The 23,608-nt window shown below is 69.7% G+C and carries 17 protein-coding genes and 1 tRNA gene; 13 read left to right on the top strand and 5 right to left on the bottom strand.

Features of this window, described 5'->3' with window-relative positions; all coding sequences use genetic code 11:
* Positions 1 to 27: 27 nt before the first annotated feature.
* Entirely contained in the window at positions 28 to 1,125 is a 1,098-nt protein-coding gene (locus ACQCSX_RS08210; RefSeq protein WP_427019008.1) for a PLP-dependent cysteine synthase family protein, read from the bottom strand.
* A gap of 65 nt (positions 1,126 to 1,190) precedes the next feature.
* On the opposite strand from ACQCSX_RS08210, the gene ACQCSX_RS08205 reads away from it, so the two are divergent.
* From ACQCSX_RS08205 to ACQCSX_RS08195, 3 genes are read left to right on the top strand one after another with little or no spacing between them, the layout of a single operon-like run.
* The gene (locus ACQCSX_RS08205; protein WP_427018510.1) at positions 1,191 to 2,066 is read left to right on the top strand and encodes a sulfurtransferase; all 876 of its coding nucleotides are present in this window, start codon (positions 1,191 to 1,193) and stop codon (positions 2,064 to 2,066) included.
* Entirely contained in the window at positions 2,063 to 3,112 is a 1,050-nt protein-coding gene (locus tag ACQCSX_RS08200; protein ID WP_427018509.1) for an NAD(P)-dependent alcohol dehydrogenase, read from the top strand. Before ACQCSX_RS08205 ends, ACQCSX_RS08200 begins: the two co-directional genes overlap by 4 nt.
* A gap of 15 nt (positions 3,113 to 3,127) precedes the next feature.
* Entirely contained in the window at positions 3,128 to 3,556 is a 429-nt protein-coding gene (locus tag ACQCSX_RS08195) for an HIT family protein (protein ID WP_427018508.1), read from the top strand.
* A gap of 45 nt (positions 3,557 to 3,601) precedes the next feature.
* On the opposite strand, the gene hrpA is transcribed toward ACQCSX_RS08195, so the two are convergent.
* The 3 genes from hrpA to ACQCSX_RS08180 all read right to left on the bottom strand — a co-directional run bounded on the left by hrpA (position 3,602) and on the right by ACQCSX_RS08180 (position 8,792).
* Positions 3,602 to 7,549 carry an ATP-dependent RNA helicase HrpA gene (hrpA, locus tag ACQCSX_RS08190; protein WP_427018507.1) on the bottom strand — a complete coding sequence of 1,316 codons (3,948 nt, stop codon included), beginning with the start codon at positions 7,547 to 7,549 and terminating at the stop codon, positions 3,602 to 3,604.
* Positions 7,550 to 7,588: 39 nt separating this feature from the next.
* Positions 7,589 to 8,530 carry a helix-turn-helix transcriptional regulator gene (locus ACQCSX_RS08185; RefSeq protein WP_427018506.1) on the bottom strand — a complete coding sequence of 314 codons (942 nt, stop codon included), beginning with the start codon at positions 8,528 to 8,530 and terminating at the stop codon, positions 7,589 to 7,591.
* A 189-nt stretch (positions 8,531 to 8,719) separates the two neighbouring features.
* Positions 8,720 to 8,792, bottom strand: a tRNA-Arg gene (locus tag ACQCSX_RS08180).
* Between the two features lie 177 nt (positions 8,793 to 8,969).
* On the opposite strand from ACQCSX_RS08180, the gene ACQCSX_RS08175 reads away from it, so the two are divergent.
* From ACQCSX_RS08175 to ACQCSX_RS08130, 10 genes are all read left to right on the top strand, one after another.
* Positions 8,970 to 10,241 carry an MFS transporter gene (locus ACQCSX_RS08175; RefSeq protein ID WP_427018505.1) on the top strand — a complete coding sequence of 424 codons (1,272 nt, stop codon included), beginning with the start codon at positions 8,970 to 8,972 and terminating at the stop codon, positions 10,239 to 10,241.
* A gap of 44 nt (positions 10,242 to 10,285) precedes the next feature.
* The gene (gene argS, locus ACQCSX_RS08170) at positions 10,286 to 11,938 is read left to right on the top strand and encodes an arginine--tRNA ligase (protein WP_427018504.1); all 1,653 of its coding nucleotides are present in this window, start codon (positions 10,286 to 10,288) and stop codon (positions 11,936 to 11,938) included.
* Positions 11,939 to 11,943: 5 nt separating this feature from the next.
* Positions 11,944 to 13,497, top strand: a complete 1,554-nt coding sequence (locus ACQCSX_RS08165; RefSeq protein ID WP_427018503.1) for a diaminopimelate decarboxylase family protein — start codon at positions 11,944 to 11,946, stop codon at positions 13,495 to 13,497.
* A 4-nt stretch (positions 13,498 to 13,501) separates the two neighbouring features.
* Positions 13,502 to 14,860 (top strand): homoserine dehydrogenase, encoded by a 1,359-nt coding sequence (locus ACQCSX_RS08160; protein ID WP_427018502.1) that lies wholly within the window; start codon positions 13,502 to 13,504, stop codon positions 14,858 to 14,860.
* Positions 14,860 to 15,963: a threonine synthase gene (thrC, locus tag ACQCSX_RS08155; protein WP_427018501.1), complete on the top strand. Its 1,104-nt coding sequence runs from the start codon at positions 14,860 to 14,862 to the stop codon at positions 15,961 to 15,963. The genes ACQCSX_RS08160 and thrC overlap by 1 nt, the downstream gene beginning before the upstream one ends.
* Before the next feature lie 16 nt (positions 15,964 to 15,979).
* A complete protein-coding gene (thrB, locus tag ACQCSX_RS08150; protein WP_427019007.1) occupies positions 15,980 to 16,993 on the top strand; it encodes a homoserine kinase in 1,014 nt (337 codons plus the stop codon).
* Positions 16,994 to 17,245: 252 nt separating this feature from the next.
* Complete coding sequence (gene rho / locus ACQCSX_RS08145) at positions 17,246 to 19,450, top strand: transcription termination factor Rho (RefSeq protein WP_427018500.1); 2,205 nt, start codon at positions 17,246 to 17,248, stop codon at positions 19,448 to 19,450.
* Positions 19,451 to 19,820: 370 nt separating this feature from the next.
* Positions 19,821 to 20,894 carry a peptide chain release factor 1 gene (gene prfA, locus ACQCSX_RS08140; protein ID WP_427018499.1) on the top strand — a complete coding sequence of 358 codons (1,074 nt, stop codon included), beginning with the start codon at positions 19,821 to 19,823 and terminating at the stop codon, positions 20,892 to 20,894.
* Positions 20,894 to 21,835, top strand: a complete 942-nt coding sequence (gene prmC / locus ACQCSX_RS08135) for a peptide chain release factor N(5)-glutamine methyltransferase (protein WP_427018498.1) — start codon at positions 20,894 to 20,896, stop codon at positions 21,833 to 21,835. The genes prfA and prmC overlap by 1 nt, the downstream gene beginning before the upstream one ends.
* Positions 21,832 to 22,749 (top strand): L-threonylcarbamoyladenylate synthase, encoded by a 918-nt coding sequence (locus tag ACQCSX_RS08130; RefSeq protein WP_427018497.1) that lies wholly within the window; start codon positions 21,832 to 21,834, stop codon positions 22,747 to 22,749. Before prmC ends, ACQCSX_RS08130 begins: the two co-directional genes overlap by 4 nt.
* Here ACQCSX_RS08130 and ACQCSX_RS08125 read toward each other — a convergent pair.
* A complete protein-coding gene (locus ACQCSX_RS08125; RefSeq protein ID WP_427018496.1) occupies positions 22,640 to 23,602 on the bottom strand; it encodes an NAD-dependent epimerase/dehydratase family protein in 963 nt (320 codons plus the stop codon). The two genes, ACQCSX_RS08130 and ACQCSX_RS08125, sit on opposite strands and share 110 nt — an antisense overlap.
* Between the last annotated feature and the right edge of the window lie 6 nt (positions 23,603 to 23,608).

Genomic DNA, 23,608 nt, shown 5'->3' with positions numbered 1-23,608 from the left:
GCACAGTCCTAGGGCGGCCCGAAAGCGCTAGCCCTCCCACCGGCCGGTGGCGAAGAAGGACTCCAGCGTCTGGGCATGGGCGCCGGGTTCCAGCCCCTTCTCGGCCAGCCATGCCGGGTTGCCGTAGCTGCCCGCATAGCGCTCGCCGCCGTCGCACATCAGCGTCACCACGCTGCCGCGTTCGCCCCGGGCCACCATGCCCGCCACCAGCTGCCACACGCCCCAAAGGTTGGTGCCGGTAGAGGGGCCCGCGGACAGGCCGGTGAGTGCGTGCAGATGTTCCATGGCGGCCACGGAGGCGGCGTCGGGCACCTGGATCATGGTGTCGATGACGGCCGGCACAAAGCTGGGCTCCATCCGCGGGCGGCCAATGCCCTCGATCCGCGAGGACATGCCAGTGGTGTGGCCGGCGTCCCGGTTGTGCCAGGCGCCGTAGAAGGCGGAGTTCTCCGGATCGACCACGGCCAGCTCGGTGGCGTGGCGATGGTAGCGCAGGTACCGGCCGATGGTGGCGCTGGTGCCGCCGGTGCCGGCGCCCACCACGATCCAGCGCGGCACCGGATGCTCCTCCAGGGCCAGCTGGTCGAAGATGGATTCGGCAATGTTGTTGTTGCCGCGCCAGTCGGTGGCCCGCTCCGCATAGCTGAACTGGTCCATGTAGTGCCCGCCGGTGCTCCGGGCGATGTCCGCTGCGGCCTGGTAGACCTCCTCGGCGCGGTCCACAAAGTGGCAGCGCCCGCCATACTGCTCGATCAGTGTCACCTTCTCGGCGCTGGTGCTGCGCGTCATGACGGCCACGAACGGCAGTCCAAGCAGCTGGGCGAAGTAGGCCTCGGACACGGCGGTGCTGCCGGAGCTGGCCTCCACAATGGTGGTGCCCTCGGCGATCCAGCCATTGACCAGGCCAAAGAGGAACAGAGACCGGGCCAGCCGGTGCTTCAGGCTCCCGGTGCGGTGGCAGGACTCGTCCTTGAGGTACAGCTGGACCCCCCACTGCTCCGGCAATGGGATGGAATACAGGTGCGTGTCAGCGCTCCTGTTGTTCTCGGCCTCGATGGTGCGCAGGGCCTTGTGCGTCCATTCCCTGGAGGGAGAATTCGCGGGGGAGTTCGACGGCGTATCCATGCGTTCCAGCGTAGTGGACACTCCCAGCCCCTACAGTGGTGGGAGACGGCAACGAGGAGGACTTTGTGGGCATTTTGATCGACGTCGAGACCCTGGCCGGACGGCTGGACGCGGGGGAACGGACGGTGCTGCTGGATGTGCGCTGGGCGCTGGGGGATCCGCATGGCCACCAGCACTACCTCGACGGCCACCTGCCCGGTGCCGTCTTTGTTTCCTTGGACACCGAGCTGGCCGGCCACGGGGAACCGTCCGAGGGCCGGCACCCGCTGCCCGCCGAGGCGGACTTTGCCGCCGCCATGCGCCGCTGGGGCCTGGACCCCGGGGACACGGTGGTGGCCTACGACGACGCCGGCAACGCCGCCGCGGCCAGGCTCTGGTGGCTGCTGGGCCACGCCGGCTGGGCGGACGTGCGGCTGCTCGACGGCGGCCTGCGCGCCTGGCGCGCGGCCGGGCACGCGCTGGAATCCGGCGAGGTGCTCCCTATTCCTGGCACGGCCGGGCCACACTTTGGCCACCGGGAAACGGCGGACATCGACGGGACGGCCGGCTGGCCGTCCCACGGCGTGCTGCTCGATGCCCGGGCGGGGGAGCGGTACCGCGGCGAGGTGGAACCCATGGACCCTGAGGCCGGGCACATCCCCGGCGCTCTCAGTGCCCCGACGATGGCCAACCTGGCCCCGGACCAGCGCTTCCTCCCGGCCGCCAAGCTGCGCGAACGTTTTGCCGCCCTGGGCATCACCGGGGGCACCGACGTCGCGGTGTACTGCGGCTCCGGTGTGACAGCCGCCCACCAGATCGCGGCGCTGGAGATTGCCGGCGTCAGGGCCGCACTGTTCCCCGGATCCTGGTCCGCCTGGTCCAACACGCCCGGCCGGCCCGTGGCGGTGGGGGAGCATGCGGCGGGAGGGCGCCCCGAGGGCGGCGATAGGGTGGACGCATGACGGTCACCAAGGCCTACGCCGCCACGTCCCCGGGGTCCGGTCTGGAAGCCGTCAGCATCGAGCGCCGGGAGCCCGGCCCGCACGACGTCGAGATCGCCATCGAGTTCTGCGGCCTCTGCCACTCCGACGTGCACACCATCCGGCAGGAATGGGGCAGCATCACCTTCCCGCTGGTGCCGGGCCACGAAATTCTCGGCCAGGTCACCCGCACCGGTTCCGCGGTGGGCCTCTTCGCCGTCGGCGACACCGTGGGCGTGGGCCCCATGGTGGATTCCTGCCGCGAGTGCGATTCCTGCCTGGAGGGCGAGGAGCAGTACTGCTCCAACTCCAACACCGACACCTACGGGGCGATCGACGCCCGCAACGGCGGCGCCGTGACGCAGGGCGGCTACGCCAGCTCCATCGTGGTGGATGAGAACTATGTGCTGAGGATCCCGGAGGGCATGGACCATGCCTCGGCCGCACCGCTGCTGTGCGCCGGCATCACCACCTACTCGCCGCTGCGCTATCTGGACGTCCAGGCGGGCGACGCCGTGGGCGTCATCGGGCTCGGCGGGCTGGGCCACCTGGCCGTGAAGATTGCCAAGGCCCTCGGCGCCACCGTCACCGTCTTCACCACGTCCCCGGGCAAGACCGGGGCCGCCACAGACCTGGGTGCTGACGCCGTCGTGCTCTCCTCCGATCCGGCCGCCATGGCCGCGGCGAAGGACTCGCTGAACGCCATCATCGACACCGTGGCCGCCGCACACGACCTCAACCCGTACCTGCGCACGCTGGCCCGGGACGGCGCACTGATCCAGCTGGGCCTGCCCGGGGAGCCCATGCCCGCGATCAATCCCGGCACGCTGATCAGCAAGCGGCTGGCCTACGGCGGCTCGCAGACCGGCGGCATCGCCGAAACCCAGGACATGCTGGATTTCTGCGCCGAACACGGCGTGGCCGCAGACATCGAGATGGTCGCCGCCACCGGCCTCAACGACGCCTACGACCGCATGGTGGCCGGCGACGTGAAGTACCGTTTTGTCCTTGACACCTCCACCCTCTAAAGGAACCGGATCAGCATGAGCACGCTTTTCACCAAGATCATCAACGGCGACATCCCCGGCCGCTTCGTCTGGAAGGACCCGGAGGTGGTGGCGTTTTTGACCATCGGCCCGCTGGCGGACGGCCACACGCTGGTGGTGCCGCGACAGGAGGTGGACCGCTGGACCGACGTCGAGCCTGCCCTGCTGACGAAGCTGATGCTGGTGGCGCAGACCATCGGCGCGGCCCAGGTTGAGGCGTTTGGCTCGGCCCGGGCGGGGCTGTCAGTGGTGGGCTTCGAGGTGGAGCACCTGCACGTGCACGTCTGGCCGGCCAATTCCATGGCCGATTTCGACTTCGGCACAGTGGACCACCACCCGGACCCGGCCGTGCTGGACGCCAACGCGGAGAAGATCCGGGTTGCCCTGCGCGCCGCCGGCCAGGGAGAACACGTCCCCGAGGCGTAGGTCTCCACGTGCTCGTTCCTCGCTTGGTCGAGACCCGGGTCCCGCCTACTTCGGCGCGAGGGCCTGGTTCAGCGCGGTCTTGATCCGCTTCTCGGACACCGAGTAGGCGGTTCCGAGCTCGACGGCGAAGAGGCTCACGCGCAGCTCCTCGAGCATCCAGCGCACCGGCTCGAGTGCGCCCGTGTGCGTGTTGCCCGGCGCCAGGGCGGCCACGGCGTCGTCGTAGTCGTCCTCCAGCCGCTGCACGATGGCCATGCTCGCCCCGTCCCGGGCCACGTTGGTGGGCAGCTTGTCCAGCCGGCGCTCGATGGCGGTGAGGTAGCGCGGCAGCTGGCTGAGCTGGGCGAACCCTGTCTTGGCGACAAACCCCGGGTACACCAGCAGCTCCAGCTGGCCCTTGATGTCGTTCAGGGCGGAGATCAGCGACAGGCTGGTGGCCGCCTTGAGCTCCTTCTGGATGCGCCGGGAGCTGGAGAGGATGCGCTCGACGACGGCGGTGACGGCAAAGACGGTGTCGATCAGCTCCGCGCGGACCTTCTCGTACAGCGCGTCGAAGTCCGCCCGTGTCCACGGCAGTTCCGCCGGAACCAGCTTGTCGATGGCGGCGAGGGCACAGTCCGCGATCAGCGAGGTGACGCTGCCGTGCGGGTTCTGGCTGAACGTGAGCTTCTCGTTGTTGTTCAGATGCTCCAGCACATAGCGGTCCGGGGACGGCACGCGCAGGGCCAGCAGCCGGATGACGCCGCCGCGCATGGCGGCCAGCGCCGCGGCCTCGGTCTGGAAGACCCGCACGCCGGAGGTGGACCCCTCGTCCACCAGGGCCGGGTAGCCGGTGACGGTGTGCCCGGCCACCAGGCGCTTGACCTCGCGGGGAAGCGTGCCAATGGTCCACTCGGCCAGGCCCGACTGCTCCCGGATGCCTGCCGATTCCGGCTGGTCGAGCTTGGGGCCACGGCCGCGAGGGTCCTGCTGCGAGCTTGCGAGCGGGGGGAGCGGCTGGGGAGCGAGACCCCGCGGCTGCGTGGTCTTCGGCGTCGCCCCGAGGGATTCGGCAATGGCCCGGCGGGTGGCGCCGGCCAGCTGCTCCTGCAGTTTCGCCAGGTCCTGGCCCTCGTCGAGGGTCCGGCCCGCCCGGTCCACCACCTGGAAGGTCATCCGCAGGTGCGCCGGCACGGCGTCCCAGTTCCACGAGCCGGGCGGGATGACGTGGCCCTTGAGCCGGCGCAGTGCCAGTTCCAGGGACGGTTCCAGCGCGTCCACGGAGGGATCGAAGTCGGCCGCGAGCGCCGCCGTCGCCGAGCGCGCCACGTCCGGGGCGGGGATGAAGTTCTTCCGGACGGCCTTGGGCAGCGACTTGATCAGTGCCGTGACCAGCTCGGCGCGCAGCCCGGGGATCTGCCAGCGGAAGGGTGCCTCGTGCAGCTGGTTCAGGAACAGCAGCGGCACCTGCACCGTCACGCCGTCGGAGGGGTTGGGCACGGCGCCCGGCGCGGTGGGGTGGAACTCGTAGGAGAGCGGCAGCTCGAAGCCGCCCTGGTGCCACAGCTTGGGGAAGGCCGCCTCGTCCAGCTGTGACGCGTCCTCGGCCATGATCTGCTCGGGGTCGAAGTCCAGCAGCGTGGGGCTGGCCTGGCGCGCGTCCTTCCACCACTTGTCGAAGTGGCGTTCCGAGACCACCTCGGCACCCACCCGCGCGTCGTAGAACTCAAAGAGCGCCTCGTCGTCCACGCGCAGGTCGCGGCGGCGCATGCGGGTTTCCAGCTCCTCCACCTCGGCCAGCAGGGCCTGGTTGCGGTGGAAGAACTTGTGGTGGGTGCGCCAATCGCCCTCCACCAGGGCATGCCGGATGAACAGCTCACGGCTGAGCTCGGGGTCGACACGGCCGTAGTTGATGCGGCGGTCCGGCACGATCGGCACCCCGTACAGGGTGACCTTCTCGTGGGCCATGACCGAGCCCATCTTCTTGGACCAGTGCGGCTCGCTGTAGCTGCGCTTGACCAGGTCCGGGGCCACCTCCTCGGCCCAGAGCGGATCGAACTTGGCGGCCACCCGGGCCCAGAGCCGGGAGGTCTCCACCAGCTCGGCGGCCATCACCCAGTCCGGGGACTTCTTGAACAGCGCCGAGCCGGGGAACACGGCAAAGCGGGTGCCGCGCGCTCCGGAGTATTCGCGCTTGCGCTGGTCGTAGAGGCCGATGTGGCTGAGCAGGCCCGAGAGCAGGCTCATGTGGACCGCCTGGTGCGAGCCCACCGGATCGACATCGCCGGCGGAGAGGGTGATGCCCAGCGTCTTGGCCAGCTGCTTGAGCTGGGAGAACAGGTCCTGCCATTCGCGGATGCGCAGGAAGTTCAGGAACTCGGCCTTGCACAGCCGGCGGAAGGCTGAGGAGCCCAGCTCGGACTGCTTCTCCTGGATGTAGCGCCACATGTTCAAGAAGCCGGTGAAGTCCGAGTTCTCGTCGGCAAAGCGCTTGTGCTTCTCCGCCGCCAGCTGCTGCTTGTCCGTGGGGCGCTCGCGCGGATCCTGGATGGTCAGCGCCGCGGCGAGGATCATGACCTCCTTGGCACAGCCGCGCTTGCCGGCCTCGATGATCATCCGGCCCAGCCGCGGGTCCACCGGGAGTTGGGCCAGCTGGCGTCCGACGGCGGTGATGGCGCCGGCCGCCGTGACGGCGCCCAGCTCGCGCAGCAGCGTGACGCCGTCGGTGATCGCCCGGGAGTCCGGGGACTCCACAAACGGGAAGTCCTCCACATCCTTGGGGCCGTTGGCCACGCCCATGGCCGACATCTGCAAGATGACGGCGGCGAGGTTGGTGCGCAGGATCTCCGGGTCGGTGAACTCGCGGCGGGCCTCGAAATCCTCCTCGGAGTAGAGCCGGATGGCGATGCCGTCGCTGACACGCCCGCAGCGGCCCGAGCGCTGGTTGGCGCTGGCCTGGGAGATCCGCTCGATGGGCAGCCGCTGGACCTTGGTGCGGTGCGAGTAGCGGGAGATGCGCGCCGTGCCGGTGTCGATGACGTACTTGATGCCGGGCACCGTCAGGGACGTCTCGGCCACGTTGGTGGCCAGCACGATGCGCTTGCGCCTTCCCGGCGTGAAGACGGCATGCTGCTCCGCCAGCGACAACCGGGCAAAGAGCGGCAGGATCTCCGCCTCGCGCAGCCGCGGGTGGTTCTTGAAGCGCCCGCGCAGGGCCTCGGTGGCGTCGCGGATCTCGCGCTCGCCGGAGAAGAAGATGAGCACGTCGCCCGGCGCCTCCTTGGAAAGCTCCTCGACCGCGTCGCACACCGCGTCCACGGGGTCGCGGTCCTCCTCGGCGTTGCCGCCGTCGAGCCTGCGGTCCGTGGCGGCGGTACCCGCGTCGTCGTCCTCGCCGCCGGCCGGGCCGCTGAGCGGGCGGTAGCGGATCTCCACCGGGAAGGTGCGCCCGGAGACCTCGATGATGGGCGCCGGGCCCTCGGGGGAGGCGAAATGCTCCGCGAAGCGCTCCGGATCGATGGTGGCGGAGGTGATGATGATCTTCAGGTCCGGGCGCTTGGGCAGGATCTGGCGCAGGTAGCCGAGGATGAAGTCGATGTTCAGGCTGCGCTCGTGCGCCTCATCGATGATCAGCGTGGAGTATTTGCGCAGCAGCCTGTCGCGCTGGATCTCCGCCAGCAGGATGCCGTCGGTCATGAGCTTGATCTTGGTCGCCGGGCCCACGTGTCCGGTGAAGCGGACCTGGAAGCCCACCTCCTGGCCGATTTCGACGTCGAGCTCGCTGGCAATGCGCTCGGCCACGGTGCGCGCGGCCAGCCGGCGCGGCTGTGTGTGGCCGATCAGGCCCTTTTCCGCCAACCCCAGTTCCAGGCACATCTTGGGGATTTGCGTGGTCTTTCCGGATCCGGTTTCGCCGGCAATGATGGTGACCTGGTTGGCGGCAATGGCGGCCATCAGGTCCTCGCGGCGCTCGGAGACCGGCAGGGCAGCGGGGTAGCTAATTGTCAAAGTCATTGTGCCCCCAGTTTATGCGCCCGCCACAAGCTGCACCCGTCACCGCGCGGCGTTGCGCAGCCCGTCGGCCATGGCGCGCGCGGCGTCGCGCAGCTGGGCCGGGGCGAGGATCTCAAAGTCCCAGCCGTAGGCCGGCAGCTCGGCCAGCGGATCATCGAGCGAGTCCCAGCCCATCCGCACCGAGGTGGCGCCGCCGTCGTCGTCCAGTTGCGCCATGGTGGTGCCGATCCGCTCGGCCACGTCCTTTACGGGTGCGTGGATGCGCACGTGGAGGTCGTAGCGGTACGGGGAGCGCGTGATCGCCCGGTGCACATAGGCGGCCAGGTCAGCGTCGGGCAACGGGCGCGGTGTGAAGCGCTGGCGCTGCTGCGGGGCCGCCAGCAGCCGGTCCACCCGGAACGTCCGCCAGTCCGCCCGGTCGAGGTCCCAGGCCACCAGGTACCAGCGGGGCCCCGAATCCACCAGCCGGTAGGGCTCCACGCTGCGCCGCGTGGTGGCCGCATCCATGGCCCGGTAGTCGAAGCTGAGCACGCGACGGGCGGCGACGGCGGCGGAAATGGCTGTCAGCACCGAGGGGTCCACCGGCGAGGCCTGGGAGGCGATGGTGGCGACGGAGGCCTTCAGGGCGGCAAACTTGGGCCGCAGCCTGGCCGGCAGCACCTGCTCCAGCTTGGCCAGCGCCCGCACCGACGCCTCGCCGATGCCCGCCACCGGCCCGGCCGCCACGGTGGCCAGGCCTAAGGCGACGGCGATCGCCTCGTTGTCGTCAAGCAGCAGTGGGGGCAGGGCCGCGCCGGCACCCAGCGGGTAGCCGCCGGGGGAGGCATTGATGGGGTAGCCCAGGGTGCGCAGCTTGCCGATGTCCCGGCGCACAGTGCGCTCGGTGACGTCCATCGGCTCCGCCAGATCCGCCCCCGTCCACTCCCGGCGGACCTGCAGCAGGGAGAGCAGCCGCAGCAGCCGGGCGGATGTTTCCAACATGGACGCCAATCTACGCGCCATTGAGGACAAAAGCTGTCCGCAATTGTTCCTACGCTGAAGGCATGCGATACATCACCAGCTACTACCCGGACCGGGACAGGCAGCCGCAGAACGAGGCGGCAGGGGCGGACGGCGCGGGCATGCAAAAACCCCGCCAATCCAATGGACTGGCGGGGTCTTTCGTTCCTGTGCCCTCGATAGGATTCGAACCTACGGCCTGTTGCTCCGGAGGCAACCGCTCTATCCCCTGAGCTACGAGGGCGCGGTAACCGTGGTCACCGAAGGGAACGTGAAAGAGCTTATCAGGTAGGTGGCGCCCAATGTGAAATCGGCCCACCGCACGGCCGATCCAGCCGCTTCCCCGGGTGGTGAACATCATTGCCGCAGCGCCCCCACACCGCCCGCGTCCGCCGGTAACGTTGCAGAAATGATGGCAACAATGCGCAAACCCGCCTGGTTGGTGGCGGCAGGAATCATTCTGGTGGCACTGACGCTGCGCTCGGCCGTGACGGTGGTCCCGCCGCTGGTCTCCACCATGGATGCACAGCTGCCCATGGATGCAGCCACCATTGGCCTGCTGGGCATGCTGCCCACGGCCGCCTTCGCCGTGTTCGGCTTCCTGACCCCCTATGTGATCCGCTGGGCCTCGCTGGAATGGCTGGCCGTGGTGGCCATGGTGCTGGCGACCGTGGGGCAACTGCTTCGCGTGATGGTGCCCAGCACCGGTCTGTTCCTGCTGCTGTCCGTGCTGGCGTTGGCCGGCCTGGGTGCGGGCAATGTGCTGCTGCCGCCGCTGGTCAAGAAATACTTCCCCACCAAGGTGGGCCTGATGACGGCCATCTATGTCACGTCGCTGAGCGTGGGTACGGCGCTGCCGGCCCAGCTGGCCGTGCCGGTGGCCGACGCCGCCGGCTGGCAGGTCTCGCTCGCCGCCTGGGCCGGGGTCACCGTCGTCGCGATGGTGCCGTGGCTGGGCGTGCTCGCCACCGGCCGCGGGAGTTCGGCGCCGGCCGGAGGACCGGCCCCCACGGCCCCCACGGCCGCGCAGACGCCCGCCGAACAGGCGCTCGCCGTCGTCGTCCATGGCGCCAGGACCACCCCGGCGGCGCCGGGAAAGATGAACCTCTGGCGCTCGCCGGTGGCATGGGGCCTGACGTTCATGTTCGGCTGCACCTCGCTGAACACCTATGCGATGTTCGCCTGGCTGCCCACCATCCTGACGGAGGCCGGGCTGGACCGCGCCAGCGCCGGCAGCATGCTGGCGCTTTTTGCCGCGCTGGGCCTGCCGATGAGCCTGCTCGTTCCGCTGTTGGCGGCCCGGATGGCCAATCCGTTCCCCATGGTGCTGGTGATGCTGGGCTGCTTCGTGGCCGGGTACCTGGGCCTGCTGTTCGCTCCCGCGACGGCGACCTGGCTGTGGGTGGTGCTGACCGGCCTTGGCCCGGGCACGTTCCCGCTGTCGCTGCTGATGATCAACCACCGCACCCGCACCCACACGGGGGCCGGCGCGCTGTCGGGCTTCAGCCAAGGCATGGGCTATGCGCTCGCCTGCGCCGGTCCGCTGCTGTTCGGCCTGCTGCACCAGGCCTCGGGGTCCTGGGGTGTGCCGTTCCTGTTCCTCTTTGGCACGCTGGCGCTGCTGTGCGCCGGTGCGTTCGTCATTTGCCGTCCGCGCATGCTTGAGGACGATTTCGCCCCGGCGGCCCGTTAATCGCCGATTGGGGGAGCGCAGGGCGGCAAACGTACACTGGGACGGTGACTCCTGAAGAACTTTCTGCCGCCATTACCACCTGCCTCCACGATGCCGCCGCCGCCGGTGAACTGAACGTTCCCGCCGAGGCGCTGCCCAAGGAGGTGCGCGTGGAGCGCCCGAAGAGCCGCGAGCACGGAGACTGGGCCACCAGCATCGCCCTGCAGCTGGCCAAGCCGGCCGGCGTGCCGCCGCGCACCATTGCGCAGCTGCTCAGCACCCGCCTGGAGCAGATCGACGGCGTGGCCAAGGTGGAGATTGCCGGCCCCGGCTTCCTGAACATCGTCCTGGATGCCGCTGCCGCCGGCGGGCTGGCCAAGTCCATCGTCGAGGCCGGCGCGGCCTTCGGCACCAACACGGCCATGGCCGGCACCAAGATCAACCTCGAGTTCGTCTCCGCCAACCCCACCGGCCCGATCCACCTCGGCGGCACCCGCTGGGCCGCCGTCGGCGATTCCCTGGCGCGCATCTTCCTGGCCCAGGGCGCGGACGTCACCCGTGAGTACTATTTCAACGACCACGGCAACCAGATCGACAAGTTTGCCCGCTCGCTGCTGGCCAGCGCCAAGGGCGAGCCCGCTCCGGAGGACGGCTACGGCGGCGAGTACATCGTGGACATCGCCGCGGCCGTCAAGGACGCCCACCCGGACATCCTCGACGCCGAGGACCCGCAGGAGGAGTTCCGCGCCCACGGTGTGGAGCTCATGTTCGCCGCCATCCGCGAGTCCCTGCACGAGTTCGGCGTGGACTTTGACGTCTACTTCCACGAGAACTCGCTCTTCGAGGACGGCGCCGTGGAGAAGCTGCTGGAGCAGCTCAAGGGTTCCGGCCACATGTACCTCAAGGACGGCGCGTGGTGGCTGAACTCCACCGACTTTGGCGACGACAAGGACCGCGTGGTCATCAAGAGCGATGGCAACGCCGCCTACATCGCCGGTGACATCGCCTACTTCAAGAACAAGCGCGACCGCGGCTTCGACCTGTGCATCTACATGCTCGGCGCCGACCACCACGGCTATGTTGCCCGCCTGAAGGCCGCTGCCGCTGCCATGGGCGACGACGCCGACCGCGTGGAGGTGCTGATCGGCCAGATGGTGAACCTGGTCAAGGACGGCACCCCCGTGCGCATGTCCAAGCGCGCCGGCACCGTCGTCACGATGGAGGACCTCGTGGAGGTGGTGGGCACCGACGCCGCCCGCTACTCGCTGGCGCGCTTCTCCTCGGATTCCAACATCGACATCGACCTGGACGTGCTGACCAAGCGCTCCAACGAGAACCCGGTGTTCTACGTCCAGTACGCCCACGCCCGCACCGCCGCCGTGGGCCGCAATGCCGAGGCCGCCGGGGTGGACCGCAGCGCGTTCGACGCCGCCGCGCTGGGCCACGCCACCGAATCCGAGCTGCTCGCCGTGCTGGGCCAGTTCCCGGGCGTCGTCGCCCAGGCCGCCGCCTTCCGCGAGCCGCACCGGGTGGCCCGCCACCTGGAGGTCATTGCCGGTGCCTACCACCGCTGGTACGACGCCTGCCGCGTCACCCCGATGGGCGACGAGGAAATCACCGACACCAACCGGACCCGCCTGTGGCTCAACGACGCCACCCGCCAGGTGCTGGCCAACGGCCTGGGCCTGCTGGGTGTCTCCGCCCCGGAGAGGATGTAGGCGCCATGGCGCAAGATACAGCGAAAAACTCAGCGCAAACCACCACCAACACCGCTGCCGGCGCCGCGCTGGCCCCGGACTGGCTGCCCGCCGCCGGGGACCTGAACGAGCTCACGCCGCGGATGTGGGCCCAGGACGTGGCCCGCAACGCTGACGGCGTCCTAAGCGTCGACGGCGTCAGCGCCGCCGCGCTGAAGGAAGAGTTCGGCACGCCGCTGTTCGTCATGTCCGAGGCGGACTTCCGCGCCCGCGCCCGCGCCTTCAAGGACGCCTTCGATGGCGCCTTTGCGGACATCTGCGGCGGCGTGGACGTCTACTACGCCGGCAAGTCCTTCCTCTGCACCGAGGTGGCGCGCTGGGTGGACAGCGAGGGCCTGCGCCTGGACACCTGCTCCGGCGGCGAGCTGGCCGTGGCCGCCCGCGCCGGGCTGGCGGGGGAGAACTTGGGCCTGCACGGGAACAACAAGTCCACCGCGGAGATCAACCGCGCCCTGGACATGAAGCTGGGCCGCATTGTGGTGGACAGCCTGGCCGAGCTGGAGCGGGTGGCCGCCATCGCCGCCGCCCGCGGCGAGCGGGCCAACGTGATGCTCCGGCTCACCCCGGGTGTGCACGCGCACACTCACGAGTTCATTGCCACCGCCCACGAGGACCAGAAGTTTGGCCTCTCGATGCTCCCCGACCCCGACCCCGACCCCGCCCCGGACTCGCAGGCTCGCCCGGGGACCCCGGGGGCCGTGGGCCCAGACGGCGCCAGCGTGAGCCCGGCGGAGGCGGCCGTCGCGGCCGCCACGGCCGCGGAGGGCATCAACCTGCTGGGACTGCACTGCCACATCGGCTCGCAGATCTTCGAGCCGGAGGGCTTTGCCCTGGCCGCGGAGCGCCTGCTGACGTTTCTGGCCCGGATGCAGCAGACGCACTCCATTACGCTGCCCGAGCTGGACCTGGGCGGCGGCTACGGCATCGCCTACACGGCCGTGGACACTCCGCGCCCGGCCGCCGAGATCGCGGCGGCCATGGCCGCCGTCGTGCGCTCCACCTGCGCCACGCTGGGCATTCCCGCGCCGCGGATCTCCATTGAGCCCGGACGGGCCATCGTGGGCAGCACCACGTTCACCCTGTACGAGACCGGCACGCTGAAAACCGTCAACGTCGAGGTCGATTCCGCGGCCGCCGGCCAGGACGTGGTTACGGCTCCGCGTCTTTATGTGTCGGTGGACGGTGGAATGAGCGACAACGCCCGTCCGGTGCTCTATGACGCGGATTATTCGGCCGTTTTGGCCAGCCGCACGTCCGCCGCGGCGCCCGCGCTGTCCCGAGTGGTGGGCAAACATTGCGAGAGCGGCGACATTGTTGTTAGAGATGTATATCTGCCCAACGATGTAGCGGCCGGTGACCTGCTTGCAGTCCCGGGCACGGGGGCGTACTGCTGGGCCTTGGCCAGCAACTACAACTATGTGCCCAGACCGCCTGTGGTCGCCGTCCGGAACGGGGCAGCCCGCCTGATTGTCCGGGGCGAAACCGAAGACGACTTGCTAGCACGCGATTTAGGGGCTTAACACCTTGACCGAGCGCACCACCGCCGTGGATTCCACGGCTCCCAACTCACCCAAAACACTCAAAGTGGCCCTGCTGGGCGCCGGCAACGTGGGAGCGCAGGTGGCCCGCATTCTCCTGGCGGATGCCGACGCCCTTGAAGCCCGCACCGGTGCCCGCCTCGAGCTGGCCGGCATTGCCGTGCGCGATGTTGACGCCCCGCGCGACGTCGACCTCCCGCGCGAGCTCTTCACCACCGATGCCACCGCCCTGGTGCGCAGCGCCGACATCGTCATTGAGCTGATGGGTGGCATTGAGCCGGCGCGCACGCTGATCCTGGACGCCATCGAACACGGCGCCACGGTGGTCAGCGGCAACAAGGCCCTGCTGGCCGCCGACGGCCCCACGCTGTACGCGAAGGCCGACGCCGCCGGCGTCCAGCTCTCCTACGAGGCAGCCGTGGCCGGTGCGATCCCGATCCTGCGCCTGATCCGCGACTCGCTGGCCGGGGACAAGATCACCCGCGTGCTGGGCATCGTCAACGGCACCACCAACTACATCCTTGACCAGATGGACACCACGGGCGCCCAGTTTGGCGACGCCCTGGCCGAGGCCCAGCGCCTGGGCTACGCCGAAGCGGACCCGACGGCCGACGTCGAGGGCCACGACGCCGCGGCCAAGGCGGCCATCCTGGCCTCGCTGTCCTTCCACACCCGCTTTGCGCTGGAAAACGTGCACTGCCAGGGCATCAGCTCGGTCACAGCTGCCGACATCGCCGCGGCCAAGGACGCCGGCTATGTCATCAAGCTGCTGGCCATCGCCGAAATACTGGAGACCAGCGCAGCGGACGGCACCGTGGGCGAAGGCGTGAGCGTGCGCGTGCACCCCACCCTGCTGCCGCGCGAGCACCCGCTGGCCGCCGTGCACGGCGCGTTCAACGCCGTGTTCATTGAGGCCCAGTCCGCCGGCGAGCTGATGTTCTACGGCCGCGGCGCCGGTGGCACCCCCACCGCCTCCGCCGTGCTGGGCGACGTCGTCTCCGCCGCCCGCCGCATGGTCCTGGGCGGACCGGGGCGCACCGAAACCACCACCAGGTTCGTGCCGGCGCTGGGCATCGATGCGGTCAGCACCCGCTACTACATCGGCGTGGACGCGGCCGACCAGCCGGGCGTGCTGTCCAAGATCGCCGCCGTCTTCACCGAGCACGGCGTCTCGATCGAGACCATGCGCCAGACCGTGCACCACAACGGCGGCGAAAGCTCTGCCGAGCTGCGTTTTGTCACGCATGAGGCATCGGAGGCCGCACTGGCCGCCACCGTCGAGGCCATCAAGGGCCTTGACGTGATCAATTCCGTAACAAGTGTTCTGAGAGTAGAGGGAATCTAGTGGCTCACCAGTGGCGCGGCGTTGTCCGCGAGTACGCCGATCGTTTGCCCGTCACCGCCGAGACCAAGGTCATCACCCTGGGCGAGGGTGGCACTCCGCTGGTGCCCGCGCTCAAGCTCTCCGCGCTGACCGGCTCCACCGTGTACCTGAAGGTGGAGGGCATGAACCCCACCGGCAGCTTCAAGGACCGCGGCATGACGATGGCCATGACGGCCGCCGTCGCCGCCGGGGCCAAGGCCGTGGTGTGCGCCTCCACCGGCAACACCTCCGCCTCCGCGGCTGCCTACGCCACCGCCGCCGGGCTGACCTGCGCCGTGCTGGTTCCCGAGGGCAAGATCTCCATGGGCAAGCTCAGCCAGGCCGTGGCCCACGGTGCCACCCTGCTGCAGGTTGACGGCAACTTCGACAACTGCCTGGATGTGGCCCGCAAGCTGGCCGACTCCTACCCGGTGTTCCTGGTGAACTCGGTCAACCCGGCCCGCATCGAGGGCCAGAAGACCGGTGCCTTCGAAGTGGTGGACGCCCTGGGCGACGCCCCGGACTACCACCTGCTTCCCGTTGGCAACGCCGGCAACATCAGCGCCTACTGGAAGGGCTACAAGGAGTACGCGGCCCCCTACGAGTCCGCCACCGCGGGCACGCTGGCCGCTGTCTCCACCAAGACGCCCATCATGTGGGGCTTCCAGGCAGCGGGCGCCGCACCGTTCGTGGCCGGCCACCCGATCTCCGAGCCCGACACGATCGCCACAGCCATCCGCATCGGCAACCCGGCCTCGTGGGATCTGGCCGTGGCCGCCCGCGACGAGTCCGGCGGGCTGATCGAGGCCGTGACGGATGAGGAAATCCTCGCCGCGCACCGCTGGCTCTCCGCCAAGGAAGGCGTGTTCGTGGAGCCCGCCTCCGCCGCCGGCGTGGCAGGCCTGCTGAAGAAGCACGCCGCCGGCGAGGTGCCCACGGGAAAGACCATCGTCATCACCGTCACCGGCCATGGCCTGAAGGACCCGGACTGGGCCCTGAAGAACGTGGACGGCAGCGCCGTGAAGCCCCAGTCCGTGGCCTACGACGTCGTCACCGTCGCCGCCGCCCTGGGCCTGGAAGCCTAGAGACGGCCTCGTGCTCATGACAGAACCGCAGCAGGTGGCGGGCACCGCAAAGGTGCCCGCCACCGGGCTCGTCGCCACCGTCCGGGTGCCCGCCACCAGCGCCAACCTCGGCCCCGGCTTTGACAGCCTGGGCCTGGCCGTCGCCCTCTATGACACCCTCGTGGTCGAGACGCTCGACGGCGGCGGCACCGAGGATGCCGATCCCCGCCTTGAATTCGACCTGCGTGGCGAGGGTGCCCACGAGGTGCCGCGCGACGCCAGCCACCTGGCCGTCAAGGCCCTGGACCTCGCCTTCGCCCGGCTCGGCTACCGCCGCGGCGGACTGCGGATCAGCGCCGACAATGTGCTCCCGCACGGCCGCGGGCTTGGCTCCTCGGCCTCGGTGATCGTCGCCGCCATCACCGCCGCGAACGCGCTGGTGGCGCCCGCCGATGCGCAGGACCGCGCCTGGGTGCTGCAGCTGGCGTCCGAGATGGAGGGCCACCCGGACAACGTGGCCCCGGCCATCTATGGTGCTGTGGCCATTTCCTGGCAGGACGGCAACGACTTCCGTTCCGTGCGCGTCGCTCCGGCGGGAGCCGTCACCCCGGTGGTGGCGATCCCCGCCGTCGAACTGAAGACGGAAATGGCGCGCGGCATGCTGCCCGCCACCGTTCCGCACGCCGACGCCGCCGCCAACGCGGGCCGCACGGCCCTGCTGGTCCACGCGCTCGGCACCGATCCGTCGCTGCTGCTGGCGGGCACCAAGGACTATCTGCACCAGGACTACCGGGCCGAGGCCATGCCGGAGAGTGCGGCCCTGGTGGCCGAGCTGCGCCGGCGCGGATTTGCCGCCTTCATCTCCGGCGCCGGGCCGACGGTCATGACGCTGGCGCAAAGCCCGGCCGAGGCCGAGTTGGTGGTTGGCGCGATTGCCGAGGCAACGCAGACCCCGGATGGGCCGGACCACGGCACCGATGGCGCGTTTTGGCGTGTTCTTGCGCTGTCCATGGACGCCGATGGTGCTAAGGTGGAAGTGCACCGGCGGTAATAGCTGCAATTGTTTTGCAACGTGTGCACTGCACACCGTCCCAGTGCCACCTTCACTGAGCAGCCATCGATCACGGTCAGCCGTCGAATGGCCCGAAGGTGTTCCACTTCCCGCCTGCACCGCCATATCTTGCGGCGCAGTACGGGCCCTAAGACCATTTTGCCCCGCGCCGGCAACGGCGGCGTGGACCATGGTCAGGAACCAATCACCGCAATCTGAGAACAGATTGCCCTCGAGGGGGAAGGATCCTTCGTGACTGACACAGCAAATCTGACTGCAGATTTGAACGAGACCGCCAACACCACTGCCGCACCTGCCAAAAGCAGCGGACTGGCCGGGTTGAAGCTTGCACAGCTGCAGGCTTTGGCCGGACAGCTGGGCATCACCGGCGGCTCCCGGATGCGCAAGGGCGATCTTGTCGCAGCAATTTCGGACCACCAGCGCGGTTCCTCCGTGGCCGACCGCCCCGCAAAGGCCGAGGCACCCAAGGCCGAGCCCGCCGCAGAGCAGGCCGAACCGGCCAAGCGCGGCACCCGTGGCGGACGCAATGCCCGCGCCGCGGAGTCCAATGGCTCCGAGGCTCCCGCCGCTGACGCTGCAGTGGCCCCCGCCGCCGCAGAGGCCGCCGACGAGCGCCCGGCCCGTGGCCGTGGCCGCAGCCGCCGCGCCGTGAGCGACGGCGTCATTGCCGCCGCCCCCGCAGAGACCGCTGCTCCGGCCGCCGAGGCCGCTCCCGCAGCCGAGGTCCAGGGCGCCGAGTCCGGTGCGGAGCAGGGCGAGGGTGGCAACCGCCGCCAGCCGCGCACCCGCAACCGCCGCAGCACCGAGGCACGCACCGAGGGCGCGGTTTCCGCTCCCGAGGCAGCCGAGTCCACCGAGGCTCCGGCCGGCGAGTCCGCCGAGGGTGGCGACCGCTTCCAGCGTGGAAACGACCGCTTCCAGCGCGGCGCCGACCGCACCCAGCGTGGAAACGACCGCGCCGAGCGCACCGAGCGTGGCACCGACCGCACCGAGCGTGGCACCGACCGCACCCGCGGCCAGGACACCCAGCGCCAGGAGAACCGTGCGCCGGCCCAGCAGGAGACCCGCGGCCAGGTCCAGCAGGACACCCGCGACGATGAGGACGGTTCGCGCAACAGCCGCAACCGCCGCAACCGCCGCGAGCGCGGCAACGGCCCCGAGCTGAACACGCGCAACGACCGCAACGATCGCTTCCGCGACCGCAACGAGCAGCGCCGCCGCGGACGCAACCAGGCTCCCGACTTTGACGATGTCGAGGTCACCGAGGACGACGTGCTGCTGCCCGTCGCCGGCATCCTGGACGTGCTGGACAACTACGCGTTTGTCCGCACCTCCGGCTACCTGCCCGGCTCCTCGGATGTGTACGTCTCCCTGGCCCAGGTCAAGAAGTACAACCTGCGCAAGGGCGACGCCGTCGTCGGCGCCATCCGTGCACCCCGCGAGGGCGAGGACCGCAGCCAGGCCCAGACCACGCGTGCCAAGTTCAACGCCCTGGTCCGCGTCACCAGCGTCAACGGCAAGAACCCGGACGAGCTCAAGGACCGCGTCGAGTTCAACAAGCTCGTTCCGCTGTACCCCTCCGAGCGCCTGCGCCTGGAGACGGACCCGAAGAAGATCGGCCCGCGTGTCATCGACCTCGTGGCCCCGATCGGCAAGGGCCAGCGCGGCCTGATCGTCTCCCCGCCGAAGGCCGGAAAGACGCTCATCCTGCAGGCCATCGCCAACGCGATCACCACCAACAACCCTGAGGTCCACCTCATGATGGTGCTGGTTGACGAACGCCCCGAAGAAGTCACGGACATGCAGCGCACCGTCAAGGGTGAGGTCATTGCCTCCACCTTCGACCGCCCCGCCGATGACCACACCCAGGTTGCCGAGCTCTCCATCGAGCGCGCCAAGCGCCTGGTGGAGATGGGCATGGACGTGGTGGTCCTGCTGGACTCCATGACCCGCCTGGGCCGTGCCTACAACAACTCGGCACCGTCCTCGGGCCGCATCCTCTCCGGTGGTGTGGACTCCGCGGCGCTGTACCCGCCGAAGCGCTTCTTCGGTGCTGCCCGCAACATCGAAAACGGTGGCTCGCTGACCATCCTGGCCACGGCCCTGGTGGAAACCGGGTCCAAGGCCGACGAGGTCATCTTCGAGGAGTTCAAGGGCACGGGCAACATGGAGCTCCGCCTGTCCCGCCAGCTGGCGGACAAGCGCATCTTCCCGGCCGTGGACGTCAACGCCTCGGGTACCCGACGCGAGGAGAACCTGCTTTCGCCCGACGAGGTCAAGATCATGTGGCGCCTGCGCCGCGTCCTCTCCGGCCTGGAAATGCAGCAGTCCCTTGAACTGCTGACCTCCAAGATCCGCGACACGCAGTCCAACGTCGAGTTCCTCATGCAGGTCCAGAAGACGACGCTCGGCGTCAAGGGCGAGAACGACAAATAGCTAGTTAGCGAACGACGACGATGGTCCGCCACCGTCGTCGTTCGCCGTTTGTGGCGGGGCTGCGCATTTTGTGCCGGCCCCGCCCCTTCGCGTTGTGGCTAACGCACTGCGTGCGTTAGCCACAACGCTCAGACAGGCCCGATGCCACTCCCTGGCCGGCACAAAATGCGCAGCTGGCTGGCGACTCAAGTGCCGGAAGTGGCGGTTTGCGTAGGCGCGCATCGCGGCCGGGCGTGGCGCAAAGCTCGCGCAGCGAGCGAGCGACGCTCCCGGACCGTGTTCAAGCGCCGGCAAACCGCCGCTGCAGGCACTCCCCGACACCGCGTGCGGACGGGAACACTAGACTTGAGTAAGTCGAAAGAGGTTTGAAATGTTTGAATCCATCCAGGGGCTTTTGGATGAGCATGCTGAGCTGCAGATGCGCCTCAGCGATCCCGCCGTGCACGCGGACCAGCCGTTGGCGCGCAAGCTGGGTCGCCGCTATGCGGAGCTGGGCGGCATTGTCGAGGGGCACCACCAGGTGCAGGTGCTGACGGACGATCTCGCGGCGGCCAAGGAAATGGCCTCCGAGGATCCGGAGTTCGCGGCCGAGGTGCCCGTGCTGGCCGCGTCGCTGTCGGCGGCGCAGGAGAAGCTGCGGCGACTGCTGATCCCGCGCGACCCCGACGACGCCCGCGACGTGATCCTGGAGGTCAAGGCCGGCGAGGGCGGCGACGAGGCCGCGCTGTTCGCCGCCGACCTGGTGCGCATGTACACCCGCTATGCGGAGACCCGTGGCTGGAAGACGGAAATCATTTCCGCCACCGAATCGGACCTGGGCGGCTACAAGGACATTTCCATCGCCGTCAAGGGCCGCTCCAACGATCCGGCCGAGGGCGTCTTTGCCCGGCTGAAGTTCGAGGGTGGCGTGCACCGCGTGCAGCGCGTGCCGGCGACGGAATCCCAGGGACGCATCCACACCTCCGCTGCAGGAGTGCTGGTGCTGCCCGAGGTGGACGAGCCCGAAGAGGTGGACATCAACCAGAACGATCTGAAGATCGATGTCTACCGTTCCTCGGGCCCCGGCGGCCAGTCCGTGAACACCACCGACTCCGCCGTGCGCATCACCCACCTGCCCACGGGCATCGTGGTGGCCATGCAGAACGAGAAGTCGCAGCTGCAGAACCGCGAGGCCGGCATGCGCGTGCTCCGTGCCCGCATCCTGGCGCACCAGCAGGCCATCATCGACGCCGAGAACTCGGCGGTGCGCAAGTCGCAGATCCGCACGATGGACCGCTCCGAGCGCATCCGCACCTACAACTACCCGGAAAACCGCATTGCGGACCACCGCACCGGGTACAAGGCCTACAACCTGGATGCCGTCATGAACGGCGATCTGGAACCCGTGGTGCAGTCGGCCATTGAGATGGACGAGCAGGCACGCCTGGACGCGATCGGCGAGTAGTGGCTGATTCCACCGCGCGTCCGCTGGCTGCGGCGCTGTCCGAGGCTGCCGCCGTGTTGGCGGATGCCGGCGTCCCCTCGCCGCTGGTGGATGCGCAGCTGTTGGCCGCGCATTTGCTCGGCGTCGGTCTCGGCGAGCTCCGCGCCTTGGCGCTGGGCAGCAGCGTGGAACCCGAGGGGTACGCTGCACTGGTGGCCCGCCGGGCGCTGCGCGAGCCATTGCAGCACATCACCGGGACGGCGTACTTCCGGTATCTGGAACTTGCCGTCGGGCCGGGGGTCTTTGTGCCGCGGCCGGAGACGGAGTCCGTGGTGCAGCTGGGCCTGGACTGGCTCGCCGCGCAGCAGCGCGGCGGCGCAGCGTCCGCGCCGGTGGTGGTTGATCTGGGCACCGGCTCGGGCGCCATCGCCGGTTCCGTGGCGCACGAGGTCCCCGCCGCCCGGGTGCACGCCGTGGAGCTCAGCCCCGAGGCGCACGCCTGGGCCGCACGGAACCTGGCCGGCACCGGCGTCGAGCTGGTGCTGGGCGACATGCGCACGGCGTTTGGCGAACTCGACGGCACGGTTGACCTGGTGGTCTCCAACCCGCCCTACATCCCGGCCGAAGCCATTCCGCGCGATCCCGAGGTGGCCAGGTTCGACCCCCACATGGCGCTCTACGGCGGGGGAGCGGACGGCATGGAGACGCCCCGGGCGGCCGAGGCCACGGCGGCCCGGCTGCTCAAGGCCGGCGGCTACTTTGTCATGGAGCATGCCGAGGTCCAGGCGGAGCAGATGGCGGCATTGCTGCGCGGCACCGGCCACTGGGCCCAGGTGTCCTCGCACCGTGACCTGACCGGCCGCGACCGGGCCACCAGCGCCGTGCGCGCGGGGACCGGCACAGTGGCAGGGGCTTTCCCAGGGCAAAATGTTGCATCAACAGATGAAAGAATGGTTCCGTGAGCACCACTTCGTACAATTGCACCGCGCCCGACCAGCGCTCCGAGGGCCTGGCCCACGCGCAGAAGGCCATCGCGGCCAAACAGGTCATCGTTATGCCAACGGACACCGTGTACGGCATTGCCGCCGACGCCTTTTCCCCGCAGGCCGTGGCCACGCTGCTGGCGGCCAAGGGCCGCAGCCGCACCATGCCGCCGCCGGTGCTCATCCCGCGGCTGCATACGATGGACGGCCTGGCCGCCGATGTCAGCGCTGATGCCCGCGCACTGGCCGAGAAGTTCTGGCCCGGCGGACTGACGTTGATCATGCACGCCCAGCCGTCCCTCACCTGGGATCTGGGCGACACCTTGGGGACAGTGGCTCTGCGCGTCCCCGACGACGAGCTCGCCCTGGACCTGCTGACCATCACCGGCCCGCTGGCCGTCTCCTCGGCCAACCGCACCGGCCAGCCCGCCGCGCAGACGGCCTCCGAGGCCCGCGCCCAGCTGGCGGAGTCCGTGGAGGTCTATCTGGAGGCCGGCTTCCGCCCGGCTGAAGGCGCCGGCAATGTGCCGTCCACCATCGTCGATGCCACCGGCGACCGCCTGAAGGTGGTCCGCGAGGGTGCCATCACGCTGGAGCAGCTGCGCTCGGTGGTGCCGAGCGTGCTGGGCTTGGGCGAAGAGGTCGCCATGTGGAGCCCCGCGTCCGAGCCGGAAGCAGCCGAGGGCGAAGCCGCAGCCGAAACGCCCGCCGCCGCCGAAGCAGCCGAGGCCGCCGCCGAAGCAGCCTTTGCGGCCTATGCCGCCGCCGAGGGCGGGGAGGGGTCTAGGCGCGCGCCTGCCGGGCCTGCTGAAGAACCTGCTGCACCGACGGCTGCGGACGAAGCCCCGCCAGTTCAGCCCAGCCCGGGCGCTGGGACTGGCCAAACCACATAAGTTCCACCCGCCGGACGGCGCCGTGCAGGCGTCCTCCGGCGACGGTGGAGAGCGCATAGCCCGCCGAGACAGTGGCGCGGGTGAGCCATCGCGGCAGAACCAGCGGACGCTTGCCGCCGGCGGCCTCAAGCACTGCCGACACCGTCATGCCCTCCCACGGCTGGAGCACAATGCCGGGCACAGCTCCGGCAAACAGGCCGGTTTCCGCGGTAAACCACGCCAGCGCGTTGATCGAGCTCACGGGCGTGGCAGCGGTTCCGGGAGCGGCCACCGATGCCAGCGGTGAGGCCGCCAGCCTGGCCAGGGCCGCCGTCGTCGGCCGCTGCGGGCCCTGCACGGAGGTGGCGCGCAGCACCACCGTCTCCGTTGGGGCAACGCCCTCCGTTGAGGCCGCCAGCAGTGCCAGGGATTCTTCGCCCAGCGCCTTGGACCGAGAGTAGCCGGAAAATGGCGTGCGGTCGGCACTTTCATCCAGTTCGGCGCGGTGCCCCTGGACGGCGGCGCTGCTTAGATGCACCATGCGGGGCACGCCGGCGTCGGCGGCCGCCATCGCCGCCACCACGGGCAGCAGGGCGTTCGCCCCGGTGAGGGCGGGGGAGCCGGCATCGCCGGGGGTCGCCAGCCCCGCGGCATTGACCACCACCTGGGCACCGGCAAAGGCGCGGGCCATCAGCTTCCGTGCCGCGGCCGCGCCATCGGACAGCGAGGCCTCCGCGAGCACCTGCTCGGGGCTGGACGCGTCGGAGTGGAACCGCGGCGCGGCAACCTCCCGGACGGCGATGCCCCGGCTCCGCAGCTCCGCCACCACGGCCGAGCCGACAAAACCGCTGGCCCCCAGCACAATCCATTCCATGAAGCG

It is taken from the genome of Pseudarthrobacter sp. P1 (assembly GCF_050156935.1).
Classification (GTDB): Bacteria; Actinomycetota; Actinomycetes; order Actinomycetales; family Micrococcaceae; genus Specibacter.
The sequence above is the reverse complement of the archived record's forward strand: the minus strand, read 5'-3'. Positions and strand labels throughout refer to the sequence as shown.